Source organism: Micromonospora eburnea (assembly GCF_900090225.1).
In the GTDB taxonomy this organism is placed as follows: domain Bacteria; phylum Actinomycetota; class Actinomycetes; order Mycobacteriales; family Micromonosporaceae; genus Micromonospora; species Micromonospora eburnea.
This window is the reverse complement of the sequence record NZ_FMHY01000002.1, coordinates 579,926-601,897: the sequence shown is the minus strand read 5'-3', so window position 1 is coordinate 601,897 and position 21,972 is coordinate 579,926. Positions and strand designations below refer to the sequence as shown.

Annotated in this window: 24 protein-coding genes; 14 read left to right on the top strand and 10 right to left on the bottom strand. The window is 72.6% G+C overall.

The window, feature by feature from the left end; genetic code table 11:
• Positions 1 to 81: 81 nt before the first annotated feature.
• Positions 82 to 597: a MaoC family dehydratase gene (locus GA0070604_RS03095; protein WP_091113809.1), complete on the bottom strand. Its 516-nt coding sequence runs from the start codon at positions 595 to 597 to the stop codon at positions 82 to 84.
• Between the two features lie 546 nt (positions 598 to 1,143).
• On the opposite strand from GA0070604_RS03095, the gene trxA reads away from it, so the two are divergent.
• From trxA to GA0070604_RS03080, 3 genes are all read left to right on the top strand, one after another.
• Positions 1,144 to 1,512 (top strand): thioredoxin, encoded by a 369-nt coding sequence (gene trxA / locus GA0070604_RS03090; protein WP_091113805.1) that lies wholly within the window; start codon positions 1,144 to 1,146, stop codon positions 1,510 to 1,512.
• Between the two features lie 166 nt (positions 1,513 to 1,678).
• Positions 1,679 to 2,119 carry a hypothetical protein gene (locus GA0070604_RS03085; RefSeq protein ID WP_091113802.1) on the top strand — a complete coding sequence of 147 codons (441 nt, stop codon included), beginning with the start codon at positions 1,679 to 1,681 and terminating at the stop codon, positions 2,117 to 2,119.
• A complete protein-coding gene (locus GA0070604_RS03080) occupies positions 2,116 to 3,033 on the top strand; it encodes an MFS transporter permease (RefSeq protein ID WP_244161727.1) in 918 nt (305 codons plus the stop codon). The genes GA0070604_RS03085 and GA0070604_RS03080 overlap by 4 nt, the downstream gene beginning before the upstream one ends.
• Before the next feature lie 105 nt (positions 3,034 to 3,138).
• On the opposite strand, the gene GA0070604_RS03075 is transcribed toward GA0070604_RS03080, so the two are convergent.
• The gene (locus GA0070604_RS03075; RefSeq protein WP_091113798.1) at positions 3,139 to 3,558 is read right to left on the bottom strand and encodes a thiol-disulfide oxidoreductase DCC family protein; all 420 of its coding nucleotides are present in this window, start codon (positions 3,556 to 3,558) and stop codon (positions 3,139 to 3,141) included.
• A gap of 90 nt (positions 3,559 to 3,648) precedes the next feature.
• Here GA0070604_RS03075 and GA0070604_RS03070 point away from each other — a divergent pair, with 90 nt between their 5' ends.
• Together GA0070604_RS03070 and GA0070604_RS03065 are read left to right on the top strand one after the other, a co-directional pair.
• Positions 3,649 to 4,692, top strand: coding sequence for an Rv2578c family radical SAM protein (locus GA0070604_RS03070; protein ID WP_091113794.1), 1,044 nt, complete (start codon positions 3,649 to 3,651; stop codon positions 4,690 to 4,692).
• Between the two features lie 37 nt (positions 4,693 to 4,729).
• Positions 4,730 to 5,137, top strand: a complete 408-nt coding sequence (locus tag GA0070604_RS03065) for a CoA-binding protein (protein WP_091113791.1) — start codon at positions 4,730 to 4,732, stop codon at positions 5,135 to 5,137.
• 246 nt (positions 5,138 to 5,383) lie between these two features.
• Here GA0070604_RS03065 and GA0070604_RS03060 read toward each other — a convergent pair whose 3' ends face one another.
• Complete coding sequence (locus GA0070604_RS03060; protein ID WP_091113788.1) at positions 5,384 to 5,995, bottom strand: TetR/AcrR family transcriptional regulator; 612 nt, start codon at positions 5,993 to 5,995, stop codon at positions 5,384 to 5,386.
• Between the two features lie 99 nt (positions 5,996 to 6,094).
• Here GA0070604_RS03060 and GA0070604_RS03055 point away from each other — a divergent pair, with 99 nt between their 5' ends.
• Entirely contained in the window at positions 6,095 to 6,745 is a 651-nt protein-coding gene (locus GA0070604_RS03055; protein WP_091113784.1) for a hypothetical protein, read from the top strand.
• Between the two features lie 23 nt (positions 6,746 to 6,768).
• Positions 6,769 to 7,548, top strand: a complete 780-nt coding sequence (locus GA0070604_RS03050) for a hypothetical protein (RefSeq protein WP_091113781.1) — start codon at positions 6,769 to 6,771, stop codon at positions 7,546 to 7,548.
• Between the two features lie 24 nt (positions 7,549 to 7,572).
• Here the strand turns inward: GA0070604_RS03050 and GA0070604_RS03045 are convergent, their stop codons facing one another.
• Positions 7,573 to 8,769 carry an acyl-CoA dehydrogenase family protein gene (locus tag GA0070604_RS03045; RefSeq protein WP_091113779.1) on the bottom strand — a complete coding sequence of 399 codons (1,197 nt, stop codon included), beginning with the start codon at positions 8,767 to 8,769 and terminating at the stop codon, positions 7,573 to 7,575.
• Between the two features lie 336 nt (positions 8,770 to 9,105).
• Between GA0070604_RS03045 and GA0070604_RS03040 the strand changes: the two genes are divergently transcribed.
• The gene (locus GA0070604_RS03040) at positions 9,106 to 9,519 is read left to right on the top strand and encodes a DUF4190 domain-containing protein (RefSeq protein ID WP_091113775.1); all 414 of its coding nucleotides are present in this window, start codon (positions 9,106 to 9,108) and stop codon (positions 9,517 to 9,519) included.
• Between the two features lie 4 nt (positions 9,520 to 9,523).
• On the opposite strand, the gene GA0070604_RS03035 is transcribed toward GA0070604_RS03040, so the two are convergent.
• Entirely contained in the window at positions 9,524 to 10,414 is an 891-nt protein-coding gene (locus tag GA0070604_RS03035; RefSeq protein ID WP_091113772.1) for an SDR family NAD(P)-dependent oxidoreductase, read from the bottom strand.
• Between the two features lie 116 nt (positions 10,415 to 10,530).
• Between GA0070604_RS03035 and GA0070604_RS03030 the strand changes: the two genes are divergently transcribed.
• A complete protein-coding gene (locus GA0070604_RS03030) occupies positions 10,531 to 11,040 on the top strand; it encodes a DUF4190 domain-containing protein (RefSeq protein WP_091113769.1) in 510 nt (169 codons plus the stop codon).
• 44 nt (positions 11,041 to 11,084) lie between these two features.
• On the opposite strand, the gene GA0070604_RS03025 is transcribed toward GA0070604_RS03030, so the two are convergent.
• Positions 11,085 to 12,041, bottom strand: coding sequence for an HpcH/HpaI aldolase/citrate lyase family protein (locus GA0070604_RS03025; protein ID WP_091113766.1), 957 nt, complete (start codon positions 12,039 to 12,041; stop codon positions 11,085 to 11,087).
• Positions 12,042 to 12,169: 128 nt separating this feature from the next.
• On the opposite strand from GA0070604_RS03025, the gene GA0070604_RS03020 reads away from it, so the two are divergent.
• Entirely contained in the window at positions 12,170 to 12,994 is an 825-nt protein-coding gene (locus tag GA0070604_RS03020) for an SDR family NAD(P)-dependent oxidoreductase (RefSeq protein ID WP_091113763.1), read from the top strand.
• An 83-nt stretch (positions 12,995 to 13,077) separates the two neighbouring features.
• Here GA0070604_RS03020 and GA0070604_RS03015 read toward each other — a convergent pair whose 3' ends face one another.
• Both GA0070604_RS03015 and GA0070604_RS03010 read right to left on the bottom strand, forming a co-directional pair.
• Positions 13,078 to 15,258: an APC family permease gene (locus GA0070604_RS03015; protein WP_091113760.1), complete on the bottom strand. Its 2,181-nt coding sequence runs from the start codon at positions 15,256 to 15,258 to the stop codon at positions 13,078 to 13,080.
• Positions 15,259 to 15,347: 89 nt separating this feature from the next.
• The gene (locus GA0070604_RS03010) at positions 15,348 to 16,313 is read right to left on the bottom strand and encodes a DMT family transporter (RefSeq protein WP_377593614.1); all 966 of its coding nucleotides are present in this window, start codon (positions 16,311 to 16,313) and stop codon (positions 15,348 to 15,350) included.
• A 97-nt stretch (positions 16,314 to 16,410) separates the two neighbouring features.
• Here GA0070604_RS03010 and GA0070604_RS03005 point away from each other — a divergent pair, with 97 nt between their 5' ends.
• Complete coding sequence (locus tag GA0070604_RS03005) at positions 16,411 to 17,115, top strand: HAD family hydrolase (protein ID WP_091113752.1); 705 nt, start codon at positions 16,411 to 16,413, stop codon at positions 17,113 to 17,115.
• Between the two features lie 66 nt (positions 17,116 to 17,181).
• Here the strand turns inward: GA0070604_RS03005 and GA0070604_RS03000 are convergent, their stop codons facing one another.
• Both GA0070604_RS03000 and GA0070604_RS02995 read right to left on the bottom strand, forming a co-directional pair.
• Positions 17,182 to 17,712 (bottom strand): hypothetical protein, encoded by a 531-nt coding sequence (locus GA0070604_RS03000; protein WP_208602213.1) that lies wholly within the window; start codon positions 17,710 to 17,712, stop codon positions 17,182 to 17,184.
• A gap of 73 nt (positions 17,713 to 17,785) precedes the next feature.
• A complete protein-coding gene (locus GA0070604_RS02995; RefSeq protein WP_091113745.1) occupies positions 17,786 to 18,655 on the bottom strand; it encodes a PhzF family phenazine biosynthesis protein in 870 nt (289 codons plus the stop codon).
• A gap of 32 nt (positions 18,656 to 18,687) precedes the next feature.
• Here GA0070604_RS02995 and GA0070604_RS02990 point away from each other — a divergent pair, with 32 nt between their 5' ends.
• The 3 genes from GA0070604_RS02990 to GA0070604_RS02980 all read left to right on the top strand — a co-directional run bounded on the left by GA0070604_RS02990 (position 18,688) and on the right by GA0070604_RS02980 (position 21,915).
• The gene (locus tag GA0070604_RS02990; protein ID WP_091113742.1) at positions 18,688 to 19,974 is read left to right on the top strand and encodes a magnesium transporter MgtE N-terminal domain-containing protein; all 1,287 of its coding nucleotides are present in this window, start codon (positions 18,688 to 18,690) and stop codon (positions 19,972 to 19,974) included.
• On the top strand, positions 19,967 to 20,572 hold the full coding sequence (locus GA0070604_RS02985; RefSeq protein WP_091113738.1) for a DUF1003 domain-containing protein: 606 nt from the start codon (positions 19,967 to 19,969) through the stop codon (positions 20,570 to 20,572). Before GA0070604_RS02990 ends, GA0070604_RS02985 begins: the two co-directional genes overlap by 8 nt.
• 197 nt (positions 20,573 to 20,769) lie before the next feature.
• A complete protein-coding gene (locus GA0070604_RS02980; RefSeq protein ID WP_091113735.1) occupies positions 20,770 to 21,915 on the top strand; it encodes a P-loop NTPase in 1,146 nt (381 codons plus the stop codon).
• Positions 21,916 to 21,972 lie beyond the last annotated feature (57 nt).

Genomic DNA, 21,972 nt, shown 5'->3' with positions numbered 1-21,972 from the left:
CCTCCGGCGTCAGCATATGCCCCGAAACGGGAAACGGGCCCCTTCCGCGCGGATCGGCAGGGGCCCGCGTCGTACGTCGGGTCAGCGCGGCTCAGGGAAGCTGGGCCGCTCCGGGTCGACCCCCTCGGGCACGGCCGCGGCCGCGTACTCCTTCTTGGGCACCATCACCTTGCGGCGGAAGACGCAGACCAGGGTGCCGTCCTGGTTGTAGCCCCGGGTCTCCACGGCCACCACACCGCGGTCCGACTTCGAGGAGGACTCCCGCTTGTCCAGCACCGTCGTCTCGCCGTAGATGGTGTCGCCGTGGAAGGTGGGGGCGACGTGCCGCAGGGACTCGACCTCCAGGTTGGCGATCGCCTTGCCGCTGACGTCCGGCACCGACATGCCCAGGAGCAGCGAGTAGATGTAGTTGCCGACCACCACGTTGCGCTTGAACTGGGTCGCCGACCCGGCGTAGTGGGCGTCCATGTGCAGCGGGTGGTGGTTCATGGTCAGCAGGCAGAAGAGGTGGTCGTCGTACTCGGTGACCGTCTTGCCCGGCCAGTGCCGGTAGACCGCGCCGACCTCGAACTCCTCGTAGTAGCGGCCGAACTGCATCCTTGTCCCCTTCGACGGGTGGCGATGGAGTTCGGCACAGCATGCCTTACCGCCGGTTAAGGTGGCGGCAGGGGCGCTCTGGGCGAGGAAATGTCACACCCGGACCGATCCGGGTGGAGACGCAATGAGCGGCGGGGCCCTCCCCGGCACCCGCCGCCCACGCTCTGATGTGACAGATTCTGCCGTACGACAAGGCCGCGCCAACAGAGACGGGCGTCACATTTACCTTTTTGTAACAACACGCTCAGTGACTAGGGGTCACCCCTAAAGCGATCTCTACAGCCCGGATAGCTCCTTGTCAGCCGTCAAATTACCGCTCCGTAGCGCGCACGCACGGTGATCTCCCTGGAAACGCTCCCATCACGTGCGGTCACGCAAATGCGTCCTGCACTTGCGTTTCACATGACGGGTCGGACAGATTACCCTCGATGGGTCGCAGCGTGACCGTCGTGCTGCGCAGCGTTTCGTCGCGTACGTCACGGGAATTAAAGGGCATCAAGCCTGGTTCCACGGGTCGTAGGCAATCCGCGCTGATCGGAGAGTGCAATGGCAACGGTTGAGCTGACCACGGCCAACTTCGAAGAGGTGACCGAGCGCGACGGCATCGTCCTGCTCGACTTCTGGGCCGACTGGTGTGGCCCGTGCAAGCGCTTCGCCCCGGTCTACGAGCGCTCGTCCGAGAAGCACCCGGACATCGTCTTCGGCAAGGTCGACACGGAGGCGCAGCAGGAGCTGGGGGCCAGGTTCAATATCAGCTCGATCCCCACGGTGATGGCGATCAAGGACGGCGTCATCGTCTTCGCGCAGCCCGGCGCCCTGCCCGAGTCCGCGCTGGAGAACCTCATCGAGCAGGTCGAGAAGCTGGACATGGACGAGGTCCGTAAGCAGATGGCCGCGCAGGGCCACAAGCACTGACCCGCACCAGAGACGCTGACGCCGGCCGGGACCCGCGACACGGGTCCCGGCCGGTGTCGTCTCCACCGGGGCCGCCGCGCCGACCGCCCGGCGGGCCACACGGCCGACGCGAACTGGACGACGGACGGACACCTCCCGGCCCCTCATCGCGTATCGTGACCAGCCGATGGAGACCTTGACCACCCGCGGACGCGCGGTTCGGCTGGGCGCCACCGTGCTCGGGTTGGCGCTGCTTCTCGCCGGCACCGTGCGGGGCACCGACGACGACTTCCCGTTCGGGCCGTTCCGGATGTACTCGACCTCCGACCCGCCGGACGCGCCCGCACCGGACACCCGCGTCGAGGGCGTGGACCGCACCGGGGCGGTGGTCGCGCTGGACCAGAACGCCACCGGGATCCGCCGCGCCGAGATCGAGGGCCAGCAGAGCCGCTACGTCGACGACCCGACCCGGCTGCGCCGGGTCGCCGAGGCGTACGCCGAGCGCCACCCCGCCGCCCCCGCGCTGGTGGAGGTCCGCATCGTGGTCCGCTGGTACGACATCCAGGGCGGCCGTCCCACCGGCCGGTGGACCGACGAGACCGCCGTACGCTGGCAGGCCACCCCGTGACCGGCTGGCTGACCGAGGCGGTCCCGCGCGGCCGGGTGGCCGCCTTCCGTACCCTCGTCTATCTCTTCGTCGCCGCCGACCTGGTCGTCTTCACCCCCTGGGTACGCAGCCGCGTCGACGTGCCCGGCGACCTCTACCGGCCGCTGTTCATCGGTCGGCTGCTGTCGCTGCCCACCCCCACCCCGGCGCTGGTCGCCGTGATCTTCTGGGTGCTGCTGGCACTCGCCCTGCTCGCCGCGACCGGGCGGGCGCCCCGGCTGCTCGGCTGGGCGGTCTTCGCGCTCTACTTCGAGTGGATGATCGTCGCGATGAGCTACGGCAAGGTCGACCATGACCGGTTCGGGCTGCTCGTCGCGCTGGCCGTGCTGCCCACCGCCGGGCGCGCCCGGCACGGCGATCCCACCCGCAGCGAGGCGGGCGGCTGGGCGCTGCGGGTCACCCAGATCGCGGTCGTCTGCACGTACTTCCTGGCGGCCTGGGCGAAGTTCCGCTTCGGCGGCCTGGACTGGGCCACCGGGTCCGTGCTGGCCCGGGCGATCATCCGTCGCGGGACCGACCTGGCCGACCTGATCGCCCAGGTGCCGCACCTGCTGATCGTCGCCCAGTTCGGCATCCTCGCCTTCGAGCTGCTCAGCCCGCTGGTCTTCGTGTTGCCGCAGCGGTGGCGGATGGCCACGGTGGGCTTTTTCTACTCGTTCCACCTGGTGACCATCGCGACGATCACCATCTCGTTCGCCCCGCACCTGGTCGCGATGGCCAGCTTCCTGCCGCTGGAGCGGGTCCGCCCGGTGGTGTGGGCCCGTCGGCTGCTGACCCGTGGTCGCGGCACGCCCGGCAGCGACGCGGCCCCGCCCACACCGGCCGGCCCGCTCACCGGCCCCGAGCCGGCGGTCGGCCCGGCCGCAGGCGGCTGACCACGGGCGGCTGACCGCGGGCGGCGTCCTCCCACCCGCACCCGCCGGGATCCAGCCCGAGGCGGTGGTCATCCGGGCCGGTCAGCCAGGTGTGCGGAGCACCGGTCAGGATCCGGCGGTGGGACGGCCGGTCGGGCCGTAGAGGCGTTCCCGGGCCTCCTGGGGCAACGCGCACGCCGCCGTGCCGCCCGGCATCCGGTGCCGGTTGCGGGCCACCCACCGGTACGCCGGCCAGGCGGCGGCCCGCACCGGCGGGAAGCGCAGACCGGCGCCGGCGGCCCGCCACAGCGACGTGCTGTCGCCGAGCAGTTTGGCGACGGCGTCCGGGCCGGCGGCGCGGGATCCGTCGGCGCCCACCCACTGGACCGCCTCCTCGCACTCGGCCTCCGTCAGCCCCAGCGCCGCCAGGTCGGCGAACTGCCAGGGCACCACCCGCGCACCGGTGGGAATCCGGCGCTCGATGAACTGCGCGCAGCGGGTGCAGAACGCGCAGTCGCCGTCGTAGACGAAGGTCGACCTCTCCATACCCCCATCCTGCACCCGACCGGCCCGTTCGGGTCCCCGGTGTCCGGCGAGTCACTTGCGGATCGTTCGTACGCGTGTTCGAATAGGCCCATGCGCTGGGACAACCTCTCCGCTCCCCCGGACGAGGGGGCTCCCGACGGGGCAGCGCCAGCGGCTCCACCCCTGCCGCTGGCGCTCCCTGGCGCCATCGCCCGCACCTTCGACACCCCCGAATTCGCCGGGATGACCTTCTACGAGGTACGGGCGAAGTCAATCGTCAACCGGGTGCCCGGCACGTCCCGCGTGCCGTTCGAGTGGACGATCAACCCGTACCGGGGATGCAGTCATGCATGTCGCTACTGCTTCGCCCGCAACACCCACACCTATCTCGATCTCGACGCCGGGGCGGACTTCGACCGGCAGGTGATCGTCAAGGTCAACGCCGGGGAGCTGGTCCGCCGCGAGCTGGCCGCCCCACGCTGGCGCGGCGCGCACATCGCCGTGGGCAGCAACGTGGACTGCTACCAGCGGGCCGAGGGGCGCTACCGCCTCATGCCGCCGATCATCGAGGCGCTGCGGGACTTCGCGAACCCGTTCTCGATCCTGACCAAGGGCACGCTGCTCCTGCGGGACCTGCCGCTGCTGCGCCAGGCCGCCGAGGTCACCCGGGTCGGGCTCTCGTACTCGGTGGGTTTCGTCGACGAGCGGCTCTGGCGGGCGGTCGAGCCGGGCACGCCGAGCCCGCGCCGCCGGCTGGACGCCGTCCGGCAGCTCACCGACGCCGGGTTCGAGGTCGGGGTGCTGATGGCGCCGATCCTGCCCGGGCTGAGCGACGACGAGGAGTCGATCGACGCCACCGTGGCCGCCATCGCCGCCTCCGGGGCCACCGGCGTCACCCCGCTGCCGCTGCACCTGCGCCCCGGCGCCCGGGAGTGGTACGCGCACTGGCTGGCCCGCGACTTCCCGCACCTGGTTCCCCGCTACCGCCAGCTCTACCGCTCCGGGGCGTACGCGCCGCAGGCGTACCAGCGGGAGGTGACCGCGCGGGTGCGGATGGCGGCCCGGCGGCACGGCCTGCACCGGAGCGAGGCCGGCGACAACCGGCGGGTGCCCGAGCCACCACCGCCCCCAACGGAACAGTTGACGCTGATCTAGGCGTCGGCTCGGGGCACGACAGGGCTAGGCTCGGTGGGTGCGTTCAGCTCAGCAGATCCTCGCCGACTCCGCCGTGATCGCCGTCGTGGGCGCCTCCCGCGACCCGGGCAAGGCCGCGCACCGGGTGCCGGCGGAGATGCGGCGGTACGGCTGGCGGATCATCCCGGTGAACCCGACGGTGGACGAACTGTTCGGCGAGAAGGCGTACCCGTCGCTGGCCGACATCCCACACCCGGTCGACCTGGTGGACGTGTTCCGTCCGGCCCGGGACGCGGTCGACGTGGTCCGGGAGGCGGTGGCGATCGGCGCCCCGGCGGTGTGGTTGCAGCTCGGGATCGTGTCGGCGGAGGCGCGGCAGATCGCCGAGGAGGCGGGGATCGACTACGTCGAGGACCGTTGCCTCATCGTCGAGCGAGCCGCGGCGGGCCTGACCCGGCTCGGCTGACCACCCGGCCGCCTGACCGCCTGACCGCCCGACCACCTGGCCGCCTGGCCGCCTGGCCGCCTGGCCGCCTGGCCGCCTGGCCGCCTGGCCGCCGAGGCATGATCCACTCCAGGTGCGGCATGTAGTTGTATCCGGCCCCTGGAAGACCACCACTTGCGGCATCCTGCGCCGCCTCGCCAGCGGCGCCTCGCCAGCTGCACCCCGCCAGCGGCGCCCCGCCCGTCGGGGCGGTGCCGTGCGGTCACGTCATTTCCGATCCGCGGGGCCGAGCAGCAGGTCCAGCTGGGTGTCCAGCGCGCCGAGCGCCGTCTCCGGCGGGTAGTGCCCGCCGAGCAGATAGACGCCCAGACCCTCCATCACGGCGAGCAGAGCCACCGCGGCCCGGTCCGGATCGACGCCCGCCCGCGCCGTTCCGGCCACCTGCGCCGCGCGGATCTGCCCGGCGATGAACGCGAGCAGCTCGGCCGTCTCCCGGTGCAGCGCGGCGGCCACCGCCGGGCGTACCGCGGTGTAGGCCAGGAACGCCAGCGCGACCCGGCCGTCCGCGCGGCGCGACTCGTCGAGCGGCAGCAGCTCGGCCAGCATGGTCCGGAGCAGCGTACGCGGGGACGGGTCCGGCCCCAGCGCCGCGACGGCCTGGCCGACCCGGGCCTCGCTGTGCTCGCGTACCACCGAGAGGGCGAAGGCCATCATCTCGTCCTTGGTGCGGAAGTAGTGCTGCACCATCCCCGAGGAGACACCGGCCTCCGCCGCCACGTGGCGCAGGCTGACCGCCTCCAGCCCGTGTTCGGCGGCCACCCGCATCAGGGCGTCGGCGATCAGCGTGCGGCGCTCCCGGTGATCGACCCGCTTCGGCATGGCCCCATGCTTTCACAATACGACTGCATTGACACATCGACCACGCACACTTTACGTTGCAACTGCAATGCAAAAACAGCGACCCGAAGGCGGGTGCCCATGGGGAGTCAGACTGTCGCGCTGCTGCGGCGCATGGTCGCGTACGAGGTGGGCATGTGGGTGAGCCTCGGCCGGTGGCTGCTCCGCCGGCCCCCGGCCCTGGAGCCCGGGGCGGCGGCGTTCAGCTACGTCGGCGTGGTCAAGCCGATCCTCGGCGTCTTCATCGCGCTCTCCACGATCGAGATTCCGATCCTCGACCTGATCCTCCGGCACACCGTCCCGTGGCGGCCGCTCCGGCACACCGCGCTCGCGCTCGGAATCTGGGGTGTGCTCTGGATGATCGGCCTCTTCGCCAGCCTGCGGATCCACCCACACGTCGCCGGCCCGGCGGGGCTACGCGTCCGCAACGGCTTCTCGGTCGACCTCCTCGTCCCCTGGTCCGCCGTCGCCCGGGTAGAGCACCGCTACCGGTCCTTGCCGTCCAGCCGGGCCGTCCAGGTCGAGCAGGCCGACACGGGGACGATCCTGAACATCGGCGCCGGCAGCCAGACCAGCGTGGACGTCGTGCTCCGCGAGCCGCTCTCCGTACGCCTGCCCAAGGGCCCGAGCGGACCGGTGCACGAAGTCCGCCTCTACGCCGACGAACCGGCCGCCCTGGTCGCCCGCGCCCGCGAGCACCTGGCGGTACGGCTGCCCGGCTCGGAGGGCTAGCGGAGTCCCCGTACCCTGCGATCGTGTCCCTCCCCGAGCCGGCGGCGTCGGTGCAGCCCAACCGCGACGGGTTCTGGTCCCGCCGGCTGGCCGCCCTCCTGGCCGGCGGCGCGGTCGCCGCGGTGGCCGCCTGGCTGCTGCTCGGGATGAGCAGGGCCGACCTGGCCGACGTCCGTGGCCTGGCCTGGCTGGCCACCGGAATGCACCTGGTGCAGCAGCGGTGGCGACCCCGGCGGACCGGCCGGCTGGTCTGGCACGCCCGGGTGGCCGGCCGTGACGGGACGGAGCCCGGGCTGGTGGCGCGGCGCTCACCGGCCGCCTGGCTGGAAATGTCCACCGGCGCGTTCGGGGGGATCACACTGACGGTCGGTGTGGTCTCGCTCATCCCCGACCGCTGGTCCTGGGCCGAAGTCGGCCGGCCGGTGCTGCTGGCCGGCCTGGCGCTGGGCCTCGGCTGGGCCGTGTTTCAGGAGGCCCGGTTCACCGGCCGGCTGGCGCTGACCGCGAGCGGGCTGCGGGACGGCTCGGAGTGGTACCCCTGGTCCGAGGTCAGGGAGGCCCGGTTGAACTCCCGGAAGCGGCCGGACGGGGTGTGGCTGCGCCTCGACCCGGGCCGGCTGACGCCACAGGTGGTCGGCGGGCGGAAGGTGACCGTCTCCGACGAGCGGCTGCTCGCCGCGATCGAGCACTTCCGCCCGCGCCCGCAGACCCTGGCGGTCGGCCTGCCGATCACCCCGCCGGAGCCACCCCGCCCCGCCGCATCGGCCGGTGAGAAGGGGACCCTGCTATACCGAATGCGTTAACAAGGGACCCCTCCTTACCGCCGGTCAGAGCTTGTACTGCTTGAGCAGGCCGCGGGAGATGATGGTCTTCTGGATCTCCGAGGTGCCCTCGCCGATGAGCAGGAACGGGGCCTCCCGCATCAGCCGCTCGATCTCGTACTCCTTGGAGTAGCCGTAGCCGCCGTGGATGCGGAACGCCTCCTGGACGACCTCGGCGCAGTATTCCGAGGCGAGCAGTTTGGCCATGCCGGCTTCGACATCGTTGCGCTGGCCGGCGTCCTTGAGCCGGGCGGCGTTCACCATGAGGGCGTGCGCCGCCTCGATCTTCGTACCCATCTCGGCGAGCTTGAACGCGACGGCCTGGTGCTTGGCGAGCGGCTGGCCGAAGGTGCGGCGCTGCTGGGCGTACGCGACAGCCAGCTCGAAGGCGCGGATGGAGATGCCGCAGGCGCGGGCGGCGACGTTGACCCGGCCCACCTCGATGCCGTCCATCATCTGGTAGAAGCCTCGGCCGACCTTCTCCTCGCCGCCGAGCACGGCGGAGGCGGGGACGGTGACCCCGCCGAGGATCATCTCGGTGGTCTCGACGCCCTTGTAGCCCATCTTTTCGATCTTGCCGGGGATGGTCAGGCCGGGTGCGGTCTCGCCGAAGCCGGGCTGCTTCTCCAGCAGGAAGGTGCTCATGTTGCCGTAGACCGAATCGGCACCGGTGTCGGTCTTGACCAGCGTGGCCACCACCGAGGAGTACGCCCCGTTGGTCAGCCACATCTTCTGGCCGTTCAGCACGAAGGTGTCGCCGTCGCGGACCGCCTTCGACTTGATCGCCGACACGTCGGAGCCGCACTCCGGTTCCGACATCGAGAACGCGCCGCGTACCTCGCCGGTGGCCATCTTCGGCAGCAGCCGGGCCCGCTGCCCCGCCGACCCGTGCTGGGAGATCAGGTACGCCACGATGAAGTGGGTGTTGACGATGCCGGAGATCGACATCCAGCCCCGGGACAGTTCCTCGACCACCAGGGCGTAGGTGAGCAGGGACTCGCCGAGGCCGCCGTACTCCTCGGCGATGGTGAGGCCGAACAGGCCCATCTCGCGCATCCCGTCGAGGATGTCGGCGGGGTACTCGTCGGCATGCTCCAGCCGCTGGGCGTGCGGAATGATCTCCCTGTCGGCGAACTCCCGGACGGTCTCCAGGATCGACCGCTGCACGTCGGTCAGGCCGGGTGTCTGGGCGAGTCGGGCCATCGCAGCCTCCGGAATCGGCGCATTACTCACGGGTAACTGAACGCTCGGTCAGTATCGGCCGCGCGGCCGACGAGGCCAAGGTGACCAGTCCACACAACCGCTGTGAAAAGGTTCACCGCTGCGGGTAGCGTCCGCAAGAGAGGGGCGTTGACCTGCGACGGAGGGGGCGAGCGGCCGTGAGCGAGCGTAGCGAGCGAACCATCCGGCTCAGCGCCGTGCAGGCTCACGCCGGCGCCGACCGCAGGGAGGCGGTGGCGTGAGCGAGCGTAGCGAGCGAACCATCGGGCTCAGCGCCGTGCAGGCTCACGCCGGCGCCGACCGCAGGGAGGCGGTGGCGTGAGCCAACCACCCGGCGAGCCGGAGCAGCCGCCGTCGCCGTACGAGCCGCCGCCCTACGGGCAGCCGTACGGGCACCCGCAACAGCCGCCGTGGGGTCAACAGCCGCCGTACGCCCCGCAGCCCCCGTACGGGCAGTACGGGCCGCCCGGGCAGGGCCCGCGAGCACCCGGCGGCGGGCCGAACGTGCTGGCGATCCTGTCGCTGGTCTTCGCCTTCGTCTTCGCTCCGGCCGGCATCGTCTGCGGCCACCTGGCCAAGCGGCAGATCCGGCAGACCGGCGAGGAGGGCGCCCAGCTCGCCAACTGGGGGCTGATCCTCAGCTACATCTTCACCGCGATCGGGCTGCTCGTCTGCTGCGGCTGGATCGGCCTGGCCATCTGGGCGAACTCCGACAACGGCTCCTACCGGTGACGCCTCAGCGGAACTGGGCCTCCCGGACGCTGTTGCCGCCGTCGACCACCAGCATCTGCCCGGTGATGTACGAGGCGGCCGGCGAGCAGAGGAAGGCGATCGCGGCGGCCACCTCGTCGGGCGTGCCGGGCCGGCCGACCGGCGTGCCGAGCCCCTGCTTGATCTCCGCCATGGTGGACGCCGCAGTGTGGATGATGCCGGGCGCGACCGCGTTCACCGTCACCCCGTCGGCGATCATCTCCATGGCCAGCGCCCGGGTCAGCCCCACCACGCCCGCCTTCGCCGCCGCGTACGCGGCCTCGGTGGGCAGCGCGTTGACCGGGCCGGCGGTGGCGGCCAGGTTGACGATCCGCCCCCAGCCCCGCTCGGCCATCCCGCCGATGAACGCCCGACTGCACAGGAACGCGGTGGTCAGGTTCCGGTCGATCTCGCCGCGCCACTCGTCGTAGCTGAGCTGGGCCACCGGCCGCAGCACCTCCGGGCTCGCCCGGCTGGCCAGGCCCGCGTTGTTGACCAGCACCTCGACGTCGCCGACCTGCTCGGCCACCGCGTCGGCGAGCGCGCCCACCTCGGACTCGTCGGTGAGGTCGGCGACGAAGCCGGTCACCCCCAGCTCGCCGGCGCGCTCGTGAATCCGCCGGGTGGTGGAGACGATCGCCACCCGGGCACCCAGGTCGGCGAGGCGGCGCGCGGTCGCGTACCCGATGCCGTCGGGACTGCCCGCGCCGGTGACCAGCGCGACCCGACCGTCCAGGCGCATGGTGACCGGCTCGGCGAGGGGCGCCGGCTGGTCCTGCTCGACGGACCCGGCCAGGTGACTGCCGCGGTTGCGCCGCACCAGCCCCGGACGGCTCACGTTCCGTCGCGACCGACCGCCGCGCGCGTCAAAGGCCATGCCGAGATCCTGCCCGCTGTGGACGTTCCGGGCAACGCGGCACCCGAAAAGAGGGCTCTCCGTGTTGCGCGGCGCTGGCTACCCTGACGAAACCCGCACGTTCTGGAGATGACCTGATGACCTACCCCCCGCCGTCCGGTGGTTGGCACGACCCGTACGCGCCCGGCCAGCAGTCGAGCCCGCCCGCCGATCCGACCCTGCCGATGAGCGCCAACCCGATCCCGAGCCAGCCGACCTCGGCGGACCCGTACTCCGGCGCGCCCGCGGCCACCCCGTACGCCAGCCCCGGCTACCCGCCCGCCGGCGACCCGTACGCGGCGGCCGGCTACCCGCCGCCCGGCTACCCGGCGTACGTTCCCGCCAAGACCAACACGATGGCGATCGTGGCGCTGGTGCTGTCGCTGGTCGGCATCGGCACCTGCATCGCCGCGCCGATCGGCGCGATCCTCGGCCACGTGGCCCGCAAGCAGATCCGGGAGACGGGCGAGCAGGGCGAGGGGATGGCGAAGGCCGCCATCATCATCGGCTGGATCCTCACCGGCCTGCTGGCGCTGCTGATCGCCTTCTACGTGGTGATGATCATCATCGCGATCGCGAGCGCCGAGAGCAGCTCGTCCTCGTACTGAGGCTCGGTGCCGCCCCGGGTTCGGGGCGGCACCGGGACCGCCGCTCAGTGACCGGGCGGCGTGAAGGACGAGGTACGCGTCATCCCGGCCGCGCGCCCCTTGGCGGCGATCACCAGGGCCATCTTGCGGGACGCCTCGTCGATCATCTCGTCGCCGAGCATCACCGCGCCGAGCTTCCCGCCCGCCTCCGAGGTGTACCAGTCGTACGCGTCGAGGATCAGCTCGGCGTGGTCGTAGTCGGCCTGCGCCGGCGAGTAGACCTCGTTGGCCGCGTCGATCTGGCCCGGGTGCAGCACCCACTTGCCGTCGAAGCCCAGCGCCGCCGACCGCCGGGCCACCTCACGGAACCCGTCCACGTCGCGGATCTGCAGGAACGGGCCGTCGATGGCCTGCTTGTCGTGCATCCGGGCGGCCATCAGGATGCGCATCAGGATGTAGTGGTAGGGGTCGCCCGGGTAGTCGGGGATCAGCGCGCCGACCGCCAGCGACCGCATGTTGATCGAGGCCATGAAGTCGGCCGGGCCGAAGATGATCGTCTCGACCCGGGGCGAGGCGGCCGCGATCGCGTCCACGTTGACCAGCCCGGCAGCGTTCTCGATCTGCGCCTCGATGCCGATCCGGCCGACCTCCAGGCCGAGCGTCTTCTCGATCTGGGTGAGGGTCAGGTCCAGCCACTGCACCTGGGCGGCGTTCTGCACCTTCGGCAGCATGACGCAGTCCAGGTTGGCGCCGGCGCCCTCGACGACCTCGATCACGTCCCGGTACGTCCACGGTGTGGTCAGGTCGTTGACCCGGACCACCCTGGTCTTGCCCGCCCAGTCGCCCTCGTTCAACGCGGCGACGATGTTCTTGCGGGCGTCCGGCTTGGCCAGCGGGGCGACCGCATCCTCCAGGTCGAGGAAGACCTGGTCCGCGGGAAGACCCTGCGCCTTGCCGAGCATCTTGACGCTGGAGCCGGGCACCGCGAGGCAGGACCGGCGGGGGCGACCGACAGCGGCCATGGATGGGCTCCTTCCAGCGCCGGACGGCAGGCCGACGCCGACAAAGACGAAGATCCGTGAACTTAACGATCCCAAAGGGCGTTGTGACGCCACGGTAACCTCGTGCCGTGACCGGGGTGAATGGACCTGTGGAAGATCTCACTGACCGTCGGACCGTGGTGGTGACCGGCGCCAGTTCCGGCATCGGACTGGCTGCGGCGGTCGACCTGGCGGGCCGCGGCGACCGGGTGGTACTGGTCGGCCGGGACCCGGCCCGGCTCCGGGACGCCGGGGAACGGGTCCGCGACAGCTCCGGCGAGCAGCCGGAACTGTTCCGCGCCGACTTCGCCGTCCTGGATGACGTACGCCGGCTCGCCGAGCGGCTGCGCGCCACGTGCGACCGGATCGACGTGCTCGCGAACAACGCCGGCGGGATCTCGTTCCGGCCGGTCACCACCGTCGACGGCTTCGAACTGAGCATCCAGGCCAACCACCTCGCCCCGTTCCTGCTCAGCCACCTGCTGCGGGACCGGATCGGCCGGCTGGTGGTGACCGCCTCCGGGGCACACCGCAGCGGCGTCCTCGACCCCGACGACCTGAACGCCACCCTGCGCGACTACCGGCCGTACCGGGCGTACGGGACCAGCAAGCAGGCGAACATCCTCTTCGCCGCCGAGGCGGCCCGGCGCTGGCCGGAGCTGCCGACGTACTCGTTCCACCCGGGCGTGGTGCGCACCCGGTTCGCCAGCGACAACCGGCTGATCGCCTTCGGCCTGCGGGCGCTGCCCTTCCGCAGCCCGGAGCGGGGCGCCGAGACCCTGGTCTGGCTGGCCAACCAGGACCCGTCCCGGCTGACCTCCGGCGGCTACTACCGCGACCGGAAGCGTCGCCGACCGCTGTCGAAGGCAGCCGACCCGGCGCTCGCCGCCCGCCTCTGGACCGCCAGCGCGAAGGCGGTCGGAATCGACGGCTGAGCGCCGGTGGCGTCCCACCTCGACCCACTGCCAGACTTCGCGCCCCGACCACCCGCGTGCTGGAGGTACACGACGTCTGACCGTCACTCGGCGACGTGGACCGGGACGCTGGTGACCACCACGCCGGGCAGGGCCCGCAGCGCGGCGCGCAGCCGATGCTCGGCCCGGCTGTGCAGGACCCGGTGCCAGCGGTGGCGCAGCACCACCTCCGGCATGATCACGGTCAGCGTCAGCTCCGGCCGGGCGGCGCGCAGCGCCTCCAGGTAGTGCGCGAGCGGCCCGATCACCGCCCGGTACGGCGACACGATGGTCTCCAGCCGCAGATGGTCGCCCCAGGCCCGCCACTGCTCCCGGAACCGGTCCGCCTCGGCGTCCTCGGGGGCGATGTGCACGGCCAGGGTCGGCTGGCCCAGCGACGCCGCGTACGCCAGGGCCCGCAGCGACGCCCGGTTCAACCGGGCCATCGGCACGACCACCAGGTGGCGTACCTCCTGGGGCAGTTCCTCGCCCTCGGCGGACCCGCCGGGAGCACTCGGCCCCGCCGACGGCGCGGTCCCGCCCGGGGGCGGATGCAGCGCGAGGGCCTGGTGCAGCCGGGTGTAGTGGCGGTGGATCCGGTGGGCGATCAGCACCAGCAGCGGCACCGCGACCACCACCAGCCAGGCGCCCTCGGCGAACTTGCCGACCGCGGCGACCAGCAGCACCATCCCGGAGAGCGTGGCGCCCACCGCGTTGAGCACCAGTCGACGTCGCCATCCCCGGTCCCGGTGCCGGCGCCAGTGCACCACCATGCCCGCCTGCGAGAGCGTGAAGGCGAGGAACACGCCGACGGCGTAGAGCGGGATCAGCGACACGGTGTGCCCGCCGAACGCGACGAAGATGAGCGCCGCGGCGATGGCCAGGGCGACCAGGCCGTTGTTGAACGACAGCCGGTCCCCCAGGTGCAGGAAGCGGCGGGGTGCGTGGCCGTTGCGGGCCATGAAGAACAGCAGCCGGGGAAAGTCGTTGAAGGCCGTGTTCGCCGCCAACAGCAGGATCAGCGCGGTGGAGGCCTGGAGGAACACGTACCAGGGCCCGGTGGGGAAGGTGAGCCGGCCGAGCTGGGACAGGATCGTCTGGTCCGACCGGGGCACCAGGCCGTTCAGGTGGATCAGGCCGATCAGCCCGGCGAAGAGCACCACCAGCATGCCGACCATCCAGCCGAGCGTCGTGCGCGCGTTGCGCCACTCCCGGGGGCGGAACGCCGGGATCGCGTTCGACACCGCCTCGATGCCGGTCATCGACACCGCGCCGGAGGAGAACGCGCGCAGCACCAGCAGCAGGCCCAACCCCTGGGTGGCCGGCACCGGCGGCGGTGGCACCGGCACGAAACCCCGGCCCGCCGCGCGGGCGTAGCCGACCACCAGCACGGCGAGGAGCGCGGCCACGAAGGCGTACGTGGGCAGCACGAAGATGTTGCCGGCGGTACGCACCCCGCGCAGGTTCCCGGCCAGCAGCACGGCGATCACCAGCACCCCGAGCAGCACGGTGGCCGGCGCGGCCCGAGGCATCGCCGAGGTGATCGCGCTCACCCCCGCCGCGATGGACACCGAAACGGTGAGCACGTAGTCGAGCATCAGGCCCGCCGCCGCGGTGAGCCCGGCCGTCGTGCCGAGGTTGTCCCCGGCCACGATGTACGACCCCGCCCCGTGCGGGTACGCCGGAACGGTCTGCCGGTACGACAGCCCCACGGCGATCATCAGCACCACCAGCACGGCGGCCAGTGGCAGGGAGAGCCCGAGCGCCCCGCTGCCGGCGAGCACCAGCACGGCCAGCATCGCCTCCGGCCCGTACGCCACCGAGCTGAGCAGGTCGGAGGAGAGAATCGGCAGGGCGACGAGCTTCCGCATCCGCTCGTAGACCACGGCGGAACTGGACAGCGGCGGGCCGAACAGCGCCCGGCGCAGCCGGGTGAGCGCCCGCCCGGCCCGGGAGCCGGGCTCGTGGGCCGGCCCGGTCGCGCACAGCTCACCCGGTTCCTCGACGGTGAACATGTCGATCGGGGCCAGCCGTCCGAACCGGCTCGGCGCCGGGCCGGCCCGGCGGCGGCCCAGGGCCGGGTCGACGGGAAGCTCCTCGGGGCGGCGCGGCAGCCGCCAGCGCTCCCCGATCCGGCCCAGCGCCGCCCGCTCCTCCGGACCCAGCGGCGGGAACTCGGCCGAGGGCGTGACCAGCGTCCCCCGATCCGGCTCAGCGTCGCTCGGCTGCTTCGCTCCCGTCCCCACCCTCCGCACTTTCACGGAAAGCGGGCCCTCGGGAGGCCGAATGGCCACACTTTCCGGAAAAGAGCACCCGACGCGGGCTGGACGGCGGCTCAGTCGGCCAGCGGGGCGGCGTCGGCGGGGACGGGAACCGGTTCGGTACGGCGGCCGGCCCGGGCACCGCCAAGGACGACGACGGCGACGCCGGCCAGCAGCAGGGCCAGCCCGGGCAGGGCGAGCGGGCGGGGCAGTTGACCGAGCCAGACCCAGGCGATCAGGGCCGCGCCCGGAGCCTCCAACAGGATCAGCACGCTGACCGTGGTGGCGGAGACCCGGTGCAGGGCGTAGTTGAACATCGAGTGGCCGAGCAGTTGGGCGCCGGCCACCAGACCGAGGATCGCCCACCAGGTGCCGGCGGCCCAGCCGTGCAGGGGCACCCCGCCGACCAGGCAGACCACCAGCAGGATCGCCGCGCAGACGCCGTAGCAGATGGTGGTGTACGTGGTGGTGCTGATGGTGGCCCGGGCCCGCTCGCCGAAGGCGGTGTAGACCGCGGCGAACAGGCCGCCCACGATGGCGAGCAGGTCGCCGGTGAAGGCCCGGCCGGAGACGGTGAAGTCGGCGCCGGTGGCCAGCACCGCGCCGAGCACGGCCACCCCGATCCCCGCCCAGACCGCCAGCGGCAGCCGCCGCCCCTGCCAGCGGGCGATCAGCCCCTGCCACACCGGCTGGGTGGCGCCCAACGCGGTGGCCGCGGCGACGGTGGTGAGCTGCGCGCTCGGCATCCAGGTGGCGAAGTGGGCGGCCAACGCCACCCCGGACAGCACGCAGTACAGCCCCTCGCGCCGGCCGGCGCCGACGGTCAGCGCCCGGATCTCGGCCCGCCGCCCGGCCACGGAGAACGGACCGAGCACGGCGGCCGAGAGCAGGTTCCGCCAGAAGGCGACGGCGAGGGCCGGCGCGGCGGCGAACGCGACCAGCGGGGCCGACGACGAGACGGCGGTGACGGCCAGCACGAGCGCGCCGATGGTCAGCGCGTCGAGCGGCGGGCGGTACGGACCGGAGGACACGGGGAGCAATCCTCACACGAACAGCGGACACCACGGACGGTCAGCGCTCCGTTACGATCATGCCCGTCCCGGCGACCCTCCCCTCTACGCCCGGAGGCACTCCCCCATGCCCACCTACCAGGCGGTGCTGTTCGACTTCTTCGGCACGCTCACCTGCGGCGTTCAGCGCGGCACCGCCCACCTGGCCATCGCGGAGCAGCTCGGCTGCCCACCCGACACCCTGATCGAGGTGCTCGACCGCACCTACTACCAGCGCGCCAGCGGCCGGCTCGGCAACGCCGAGGCAACCCTGCGCTGGGTCTGCGACCAGGCCGGAGTCCACCCCTCCCAGCGAGCCGTACGCGCCGCGGTCGCCTCCCGCCACCAGGCGATACGCGCCGACACCCGACTACGGGACGAGGCGGTGCCGGTGCTGGCCACGCTGCGCCACCGGGGCGTACGCACCGGGCTGATCAGCGACTGCACCCATGAACTGCCGGAGTTCCTGCCCCAACTGGCGGTCGCGCCGCTGCTCGACGTACGCGTCTTCTCGGTGCAGGTCGGCTGCTGCAAGCCCGACCCGGCCCTCTACTGGGCCGCCTGCCGCCGGCTCGGCCTCGCCCCGGCCGACTGCCTCTACGTGGGCGACGGGGGCAGCCAGGAACTCACCGGCGCGGAGCGGGCCGGCATGACGGCGGTCCGGCTGGCCGCCCCGGACCTGGCCGACCACATGGTGTTCAACGCCGACCGGTCCTGGCACGGCCCGGCGCTGGCCTCGCTGGCGGAGGTGCTGGACCTGCTCGACCCGGCCTCCCGCACCGTCCCGGCCTGACTGCAAGGAAGGGCCCCTTCTTAACGCCTCCGGTAGAGAAGGGAACCCTTCTCACACCGCCACGGTTCAGCGGCGGACCTTGTGCAGCCGGAACGGCCTGCGCGTGGTCCGGACCACCGGGGCCTCCCGGGGTCGCTCGGCCAGCGAGTCGGCCGGCAGGTCGCCGCCGGCCACCGGGGTGCCCGCCGGGGTGAGCCGGTTCAGCGCGCAACCCTCGGCGGCCCAGCGGTGCGCCAGGTCGGCGACCGGGCCGGGCGCGTTGAGCCGCTTCGCGGCGACCAGCGGCGCGGCCGCATCCCACTCCTCGGTGCCCGGGTGCAGCCGGGTCACCCGAGCCGGCCAGGTGACGATCCTCCCGCCGTGGTCGCCGCGCAGGGTCACCTCCGCCGCGTCCGCGTCGGCGAGCCCGGGGGCGGACTGCTCACCCGGGCCGCTGACCAGCAGCAACGCGCCGTCGAGCGGCAGGCACCACAACGCGTACGCGGGCCCGCCGGCGACCGACACCCACGCCACCGCCGCCTTCTTGACCGCCTCGTCCACCAGCGGGGTGGTGACCCGCTCGTCCGCCTCTTCGCTCACCCCGGCATCCTCCCGCATCATCGCCGGCTCGCCGGTTAACAGGGGGCCCCTGCTCTACCCCAGGCGTTAAGAAGGGGCCCCTCCTTACCGCTCAGCCCACGAAGGGGGGCACGGCGATCTCGCCGCGGGCCACCGGCACCACCTGGCCGGCGACTGTCGCGCCCACCGCCGCCCCACCGGCCGCGGTCACCGTGCAGGCCAACGCGGACGGCCGGTTGATCTCGATGCCCTGGCGCACCGCGTACTCCGCGCGGCCCTCGCCGGGCAGCAGTCCGCTGGCGACCAGCCAGACGCCGAGGCCGAGGGCGGCCGATCCGGTCGCCGGGTCCTCCGGCACGCCGAGCCCCGGCACGAAGACCCGGGCGTGTGCGGTGCGGGTGTCGGCGTCCCAGGAGAAGACGCTCACGTGCTCCACGCCGTACCGCTCGGCCGTCGCCGGGTTCATCCGGGCGCGGGCCACCGCGTCGGGGCGTACCGGAAGGTAGGGAAACTCCAGCCCGCAGCCGGCGACCCGGGGCGCCGGCCCGGGGTGGTCGGCGACGCTGAGGCCGACCATCTCCAGCAGCGGCTCCGGGTCGAGTTCCGGGCCGAGGGTGGGCGTCCCACCGGTGAGGGTCGCCCCGGTCCCGCTCACCTCGATCGGCAGCACACCCGCACCGCACTCCTGGGTGACCGTGCCCGCGTCGAACATTCCGCGGCGGCTGGCGGTCACCGCGGCGCCGACGCTGGGGTGCCCGGCGAACGGCAGTTCCTCGGCCGGGGTGAAGATCCGCGCCCGGTACGTCGCGCCGACCTGGGTCGGCGGCAGCACGAACACCGTCTCCGACAGGTTGAACTCCAGCGCGAGCGCCTGCATCTGTTCGGTGGCAAGCCCTTCCGCGCCAAACACCACAGCCAGCGGGTTGCCGGTGAACGGGCGGTCGGTGAAGACGTCCACGATCTCGTAGGCCAAGGTCGACATGTTGATAAACCCTAGGCCCTTAGGCTGGTGCCGTGAGCACGCCGAACCGGGTCTACATCGCGCGACTCGCCGGAGTCGCCGTCTTCGACCCGAATGGCGACCAGGTGGGCCGGGTTCGCGACGCGGTCGCCCGGATGCGGCCCAACCAACGCCCGCCCGAGGTGGTGGGGTTGGTCGCCGAGATGCCGATGCGCCGGCGCATCTTCCTCTCCATCAACCGGATCACCTCGATCGACCCGGACGCCGTCGTGCTCGGCAGCGGCACCCTCAACCTGCGCCGGTTCTCCAAGCGCCCCAACGAGCTGCTCGTGCTGGCGGAGTTGCTGGATCGCCGGGTCCAGCTGGAGGACGGGCCGTCCGGCTCGGTGGTCGACGTGGCCATGGAGTGCGGCCGCACCGGCGAGTGGACGCTGACCCGGGTCGCCGTCCGCGAACAGACCGGCCGTCTCACCCGCCGCGGTCACCTCCACCAGGTCGAGTGGGACCGGGTCCGCGGCCTCGGCGGGGTCGGCGACAGCCGGGGTACGGCGAACCTGCTGGCCGTACTGGAGGACATGCGCCCGGCCGACCTGGCCAACGCGTTGCAGGACCTGCCCGACGCCCGGCGCAACGAGGTGGCGGCGGCGCTGGACGACGAGCGCCTCGCCGACGTGCTCAGCGAGCTGCCCGAGCGGGACCAGGTAGAGATCCTGGCCGCGCTGGATCGGGAACGCGCCGCCGACGTGCTGGAGGAGATGGACCCGGACGACGCCGCCGACCTGCTCAACGAGCTACCGCCGCCCGAGCAGGACGTGCTGCTCGACCTGATGGAGCCGGACGAGGCCGACCCGGTACGCCAGCTGCTCCGCTACGCCTCGGGCACCGCCGGCAGCGTGATGACCTCCGAGCCGGTGATCCTGCCGCCGGACGCCACGGTGGCCGAGGCGCTGGCCCGCATCCGGGAGCCGCAGCTCTCGCCCGCCGTGGCGGCGCAGGTCTTCGTGGCCCGTTCCCCGCTGACCACGCCGACCGGGCGTTACCTGGGCATGGTCCACTTCCAGCGACTGCTCCGTGAGCCCCCGGCCGACCTGCTGGGCGGGGTGGTGGTCAACGACATCGACCCGCTCCGCCCGACCAGCCCGCTGCCCGAGATCACCCGCCGGATGGCCACCTACGACCTGGTCGCCATGCCGGTGGTGGACCGCAACAACCGGCTGGTCGGCGCGGTGACCGTGGACGACGTGCTGGACCACTCACTGCCCCGCGACTGGCGCAACCGGGACGCCATGCCGGCCCCGGCCACCCCCAGCCAGGAGACCCTGGACCGCGATCATGGCTGACCAGCGGCGGGCCGAGCGGCTGGACCAGCCACGCGAGCCCCGGGGCGTCAAGCTGCCCCGGGTCGACCAGGAGACCTTCGGCCGGTGGTCCGAGGGGATCGCCCGGGGCATGGGCACGGCCAACTTCATCGTCTACATGACGTTGTTCATCGGCGCGTGGTTCGCCTGGAACACGCTCGCCCCGCCGAGCTGGCGCTTCGACCCGTACACCTTCACCTTCCTGACCCTCATGCTCTCCATCCAGGCCTCGTACGCGGCCCCGCTGATCCTGCTCGCGCAGAACCGGCAGTCGGACCGGGACCGGATCGCGCTGGAGGAGGACCGCCGGCGCGCCACCATGCAGAAGGCCGAGACGGAGTACCTGGCCCGGGAGATCGCCGCCCTGCGGATCGCCCTGGGCGAGGTGGCCACCCGCGACTTCGTCCGTTCCGAGCTGGCCCGGCTGGCCGAGGAACTGGACGAGGCGGCGCAGCGGCGGCAGAAGCTGGCACGCCGGCAGGAACGGGAAGGCCGGCGGCCGGGCGGCGGCGAGCCGCTCGACGAACCGCACGACGACCTGGACGGCGACTACGCCCGGGAGCCGCGCGCGGAGGGCTGAGCCGGGCCGGGCAGGCATTGTGCCGGACCGGACCGGCATTGAACGCCGCGCGCCTCAAGGGGCCAGGCGGGCGGCGTTCGTCTCGATCGTCCCACTTCGCGGCACGACCCGTCCACCCCTCGGTCGACGCCATCGAATCGCTCACACCGGCCCCGCCACCGGCGTTCGCCGATGACCAGCGACGTAGCATTGCGGGCATGTCAGCACCCGTCAGCACCGTCTCCGAGGCGATTCAGGCCGCTCTGGCAACCGTCAACGATCCGGAGATCCGTCGGCCGATCACCGAACTCGGCATGGTCCGTTCCGCCGAGGTCGGCGACGACGGCGTCGTCCGGGTCGAGCTGCTGCTCACCGTGGCCGGCTGCCCGCTGAAGGACAAGCTGCGTACCGACATCACCGCCGCGGTGGGCGCGGTGCCCGGCGTGACCGGTGTCGAGATCGAGTTCGGCGTGATGAGCCCGGAGCAGCGCCAGCAGCTCCAGTCCAAGCTGCGCGGCGGTGCCACCGCCGAGCCGGTCGTCCCGTTCGCGCAGCCCGGCTCCCGCACCCGGGTGTACGCGGTCGCCAGCGGCAAGGGCGGCGTCGGCAAGTCGAGCGTCACGGTCAACCTGGCCGCCGCGCTGGCCGCTCGTGGCCTGTCGGTCGGCGTGGTCGACGCGGACATCTACGGCCACTCGGTGCCCCGGATGCTCGGCGCCGAGGGTGCCCCGACCCGGGTCGAGGACATGATCATGCCGCCGCAGGCGCACGGCGTGAAGGTCATCTCGATCGGCATGTTCACCCCGGGCAACACGGCCGTCGTCTGGCGCGGCCCGATGCTGCACCGGGCCCTGCAGCAGTTCCTCGCCGACGTCTACTGGGGCGACCTGGACGTGCTCCTGCTGGACCTGCCCCCGGGCACCGGTGACATCGCGATCTCGGTGGCCCAGCTCCTGCCGAACGCGGAGATCCTGGTCGTCACCACCCCGCAGGCCGCCGCCGCCGAGGTGGCCGAGCGGGCCGGCGCGATCGCGCTGCAGACCCACCAGCGGGTGGTCGGCGTCATCGAGAACATGTCCTGGCTGGAGCTGCCGGACGGCTCGCGGATGGAGGTCTTCGGGGCCGGTGGCGGCGCGGCGGTCGCCGAGTCGCTGACCCGGACCATCGGCGCACAGGTGCCGGTGCTGGGGCAGATCCCGCTGGACACCCGGGTCCGCGAGGGCGGCGACGCCGGCACCCCGATCGTGCTGGCCGAGCCGGACGCCCCGGCCGCCCGGGCGCTGGCCCAGGTCGCCGACCGCCTGGCGATCCGCCGCGAGTCTCTGCTCGGCAAGCCCCTGGGCCTCAAGCCCTCCGCCCGCTGACCCGACGCCCTTTTCGAACCGCCCCCCCGGCCCGCCCGAGGAGGGGCGGTTCTCGTT